Origin of the sequence: Demequina gelatinilytica, from assembly GCF_000971115.1 — a bacterium.
Taxonomy (GTDB): Bacteria; Actinomycetota; Actinomycetes; order Actinomycetales; family Demequinaceae; genus Demequina; species Demequina gelatinilytica.
On record NZ_BBLV01000028.1, the window covers coordinates 1 to 3,813 of the forward strand.

Genomic DNA, 3,813 nt, shown 5'->3' on the forward strand with positions numbered 1-3,813 from the left:
CAGCCCTCGACACCATCGCCCGCGACGTGTGACCCAAGGACCGACCATGACCGCACCGCTTACCGACGCGTGGACCTCCGACCTCGCCGCCTGGGCACGCACCCAGGCGCGCGACGGGATCGCCGCCCGCACCATCGAGACCCGCCGCTATGCGCTGCGCCCTTTCGCAGCTGCGCACCCTGACCCGTGGACCGTCACCGCCGGCGACGTGGCCGCATGGCTCGCCGCCCCCGAGCGATGGGCACCGATCACACCCAAGCGCATGCGCTCAGCCCTGCACCGGTTCTACCTCTGGGGCGTCACGCAAGGCCGCATCGGGTCCAACCCGGCCCCGGCGCGCGGGCGCACCCACCGGCCCCTGTCGCCCGCCTGGGACGCCGCTCTGACCGACTACCGGACCGCCGAGCGCGAGGCCGGCCGCGCCGCCACAACCCTGACCCGACGCCTCCGCCACCTCGACCTGTTCGCCACCACCACCGACCACCCCGACCCGTGGACCGTCACCGCCGCCGACCTCGCCGCCTGGGTGCGCGCCCAAGACTGGGCTGCCTCGACCGCGACCGCCGCCCGCTCCGCCCTGCGCGCCTTCTACGCCTGGGGCCTCGACGCCGGTCGCACCACCGCCAACCCCGCCGCCTACCTCTCCACCGCCGCGCCGACCACCGACCCTCGCCCCGCCGGCACCCGGGGACCACTGCCACGCACCACGCCGAGCACCTGGGCCGGACCGCTGCGCCTGTTCGGACGGCACCTGCTCGCCCGGGGACGCTCACCGCGCACCGCGCAGCTACGAGACCTGCACCTGCGCCGAATCGCCCGCGACCTCGACCCGCTGACCCCGTGGGAGGTGACGCTGGACGACCTGCTCGACTGGTTCGCCGCCCGCTCGATGGACCCCGCCACCCGGCGCAGCATCCAAGGATCGCTGCGCGCGTTCTACGCGTGGGCACTCGAGGCCGGCCACCTCGACCACGACCCTGCCCGCGCTCTGCCCGCCGTTCGCCAGTCCCCGCCGACGCCGCACCCGGTGGGCGAGCACGCCGTCCGCGCCGCCCTGCTCGCCGCCGACCCGCGCGAGCGCCTGATGATCCGCCTGGGTGCCGAGTTGGGCATGCGCCGCGCCGAGATCGCGCAGGCCCGCACGAGCGACCTGCTCGACCGCGACGGCCGGTGGTCCCTGCTCGTGCACGGCAAGGGCGCACGCGACCGTGTGCTGCCGCTGCCCGCCTCCCTCGCCGCCACGATCCGCACGCTTCCCGCCGGCTACCTGTTCCCCTCCGACGCCTCGCCCACCGGACACCTGTCGCCCGCGACCGTGGGGAAGCTGATTGCCACGCACCTGCCCGACGGGATCAGCGCCCACGCGCTGCGCCACCGGTTCGCCACGGCCGCCTACTCCCTCGACCGCGACATCTTCGCAGTCCAGCGCCTGCTAGGGCACGCTAGCCCCGAGACGACGCAGCGCTACGTCGCCTCGAGCGATGACGACCTGCGCTCGACCGTGGACCGACTGGCCATGTGGACCGAGGCCCACGCCGTCGGGGCGTGAGGGAACGCGCGTCATCAGCCGTCCATTTGGGGCCTGTCAGTCCCTCGTGGCAGAGTGCACCGCATGACGGCATCGACGACCGCAGCGGCACGGCAGGCCCGTGTCGCGCGCCGCCGCGAGAGCGCCGAGTACCGCGCCTGGCCCGAAAATTCGGGCCGCGCGTCCGGCGCGCCCCGTGCCTACTGGCGCGCCGCGTCCGGTGGCCGTCGACGCCGCAACCGTCTGCACGCGCCACTGCCGTCCGACCAGCCGATGGACCTGCTGCCGATGCGCGAGCCGATGCGCACGCCCGATGGCCGCGTCGTGAAATTCCAGTCGTTCCTCGAGGCCGAGCGCGACCGCGCCGCTGCTGCCCTGCTTGACACCCTGCCGACCGCGCAGGCGCAGCCAGCGCCCACCGCGATCGCACCCGAGTCCACGTCGGCGCTCAGACGCCGCGACCACCTCGCGCACGAGAGCGCAGCGCACCTCCGACGCGTGATCCTGACCTGCGCCACCCTTACCGCAGCACCCCCGGCCAACGCTGGCCGGTCAGGTGCTCGCGCAGCGGCCTAAGCCGCCAGCCGCGCACGCGGCACCCTGACACACCCGGCACGTCTCCCTGCACCCTGGCGGCACCAGGAGACACCAGCATGCCTTCGACGCCCACCGGTCCCACCTCGGACCTGCTCACCGTTCGCGAGGCCGCAGAGACGGCCCACCTGAGCACCAAGACGATCCATCGCACCATCGCCGCCGGCGAGCTGCCGACGATCCGCATCGGCCGCAAGGTCCTGATACCGCGCGAGCACCTGACCGCATGGCTGCACGCGCACAGCCGGCCCGCGACCTCCGGCCCCTTGGCAGGTCGGGGGGCATGAGCGTGCCCGGCGAGTACGCGCCGGGCACGCGTCCATCACAGCACATTGCGCCCGTGCACGGGAGTCGCTGATGGGATTCCAGACCCAGCGTCAGATGTGGGGATGGGTGCCCATCGTCAAGAGCCACCCTCGGATGATCGTGCTGCTCAAGATGGCCGAGCACGTGCACGACACCGGCAACGCACGCACACCGGCCCGCGTGTATCGCGGTGGCCACCTGCCCCTGGCCGAAGCACTGGACTACTCCGACATCGGGACCGGCCGTGAGCCAACCAAGGGCCAGATGGACACGCTCAGCCAGTACGTGCGCGACCTGGTGAAGATTGGCGCGCTCGAGGACGTAGGCCGCGCGCACCACGGCTTCACCGCCGCCTACCGCGTCAACCTTCCGCCTGTGGATTACGTGCGCGGAAGGGAGGTAGCACGCACTGCCCTGCCCTAGCTCGGCACTCGCCCTGCCCTAGCGCAGCGCTAGGGCCACTGACCTAGTGCTCCACTCGCAAAACCGAGCGCAGCGCTCGCCCTGCCCTAGCGCAGCACTAGGGCCTATTAGGAACCACAGGAACCAAGGAACCATCGATATGAACCAAGGAACCAGCGACCTCGCCGAGCGCGAACCCTCACCTAACGCGCGCAAGGCGCGACGCCTGTGGATACCGGGCCGAGCGCGTGCCGCGCACGCCCGGCACCCCCTTTTTGAGGCCTCGATGCAACCCCCGCCCGGTGGCAGCCGACTTTTTATCCCCAAACCAGCGATACCGACCGAATCGACCGAACCCGCCATGATCGGAGACCGAGCGTGACCCGACGACCCCGACGCCCCTGCCTCTTCGATGGATGCTCCGCACCCGGCACCCATCGCAAGCATTGCCCGAGGCATTACCAGCAGCTCTCGCGGGCGGGCACGTTCCTCGAGCCAGGCGGGCCGCGCGGCGAGGACCACAACGCCTATAAGGGCAAGGACGTGGGCCTCGACGGCATGCATTCTCGGCTGCGCCAGGTCCACGGCCCCGCCTCCGAGTACCGGTGCGCCGCATGCCCTGACCGCGCGATCGACTGGGCGCTGCAACCGTGGGCCACGCCCCTGACGACCGACGCGCGGACCGGGCGCGACTACAGCACCGACCTCAACGCCTACCGCCCTATGTGCCGCACCTGCCACAACCGGATGGACCACGACACCGAGCACGCGCGCCGGCTGCGCTCCACCGGCATGCCCGTGCCCGACCCCGCCGGCCACCGCGCCCCGCTCGCGCGGTGGCAGGAGCCAGACCCTCATGCCGGGGTCGTGCTGTTCGACTGGCCGCCGGCTGTGCCGCGATGAGCAGCCGCCGCGCGTTCGGAGCCGTGGACCGGCTGCCTTCGGGCAGGTGGCGCGTGCGTTACGTGGGGCCGGACAAGCGT

The 3,813-nt window shown here is 72.4% G+C and carries 6 protein-coding genes; all 6 read left to right on the top strand.

Translation table 11 applies throughout. The features are described 5' to 3' along the window. The first annotated feature begins 46 nt into the window (after positions 1–46). Positions 47–1,549, top strand: a complete 1,503-nt coding sequence (locus AOM00_RS15535) for a tyrosine-type recombinase/integrase (protein ID WP_156159218.1) — start codon at positions 47–49, stop codon at positions 1,547–1,549. Positions 1,550–1,612: 63 nt separating this feature from the next. Beyond that, positions 1,613–2,104, top strand: coding sequence for a hypothetical protein (locus tag AOM00_RS15540; protein WP_156159219.1), 492 nt, complete (start codon positions 1,613–1,615; stop codon positions 2,102–2,104). 77 nt (positions 2,105–2,181) lie between these two features. Continuing rightward, positions 2,182–2,409, top strand: a complete 228-nt coding sequence (locus AOM00_RS15075) for a helix-turn-helix domain-containing protein (RefSeq protein ID WP_062518582.1) — start codon at positions 2,182–2,184, stop codon at positions 2,407–2,409. Between the two features lie 70 nt (positions 2,410–2,479). Then, positions 2,480–2,851, top strand: coding sequence for a hypothetical protein (locus AOM00_RS15080; protein WP_062518583.1), 372 nt, complete (start codon positions 2,480–2,482; stop codon positions 2,849–2,851). Positions 2,852–3,208: 357 nt separating this feature from the next. Beyond that, positions 3,209–3,733, top strand: a complete 525-nt coding sequence (locus AOM00_RS15085; RefSeq protein ID WP_156159220.1) for a hypothetical protein — start codon at positions 3,209–3,211, stop codon at positions 3,731–3,733. Then, positions 3,730–3,813: hypothetical protein (locus AOM00_RS15960; protein WP_500778300.1), on the top strand; the 84-nt coding region annotated here is incomplete at its 3' end. The genes AOM00_RS15085 and AOM00_RS15960, both read left to right, overlap by 4 nt.

Coding starts and splice junctions, on each gene's coding strand:
- AOM00_RS15535 (WP_156159218.1), top strand. CDS start 47: ATGACCGCACCGCTTACCGACGCGTGGACCTCCGACCTCGCCGCCTGG.
- AOM00_RS15540 (WP_156159219.1), top strand. CDS start 1,613: ATGACGGCATCGACGACCGCAGCGGCACGGCAGGCCCGTGTCGCGCGC.
- AOM00_RS15075 (WP_062518582.1), top strand. CDS start 2,182: ATGCCTTCGACGCCCACCGGTCCCACCTCGGACCTGCTCACCGTTCGC.
- AOM00_RS15080 (WP_062518583.1), top strand. CDS start 2,480: ATGGGATTCCAGACCCAGCGTCAGATGTGGGGATGGGTGCCCATCGTC.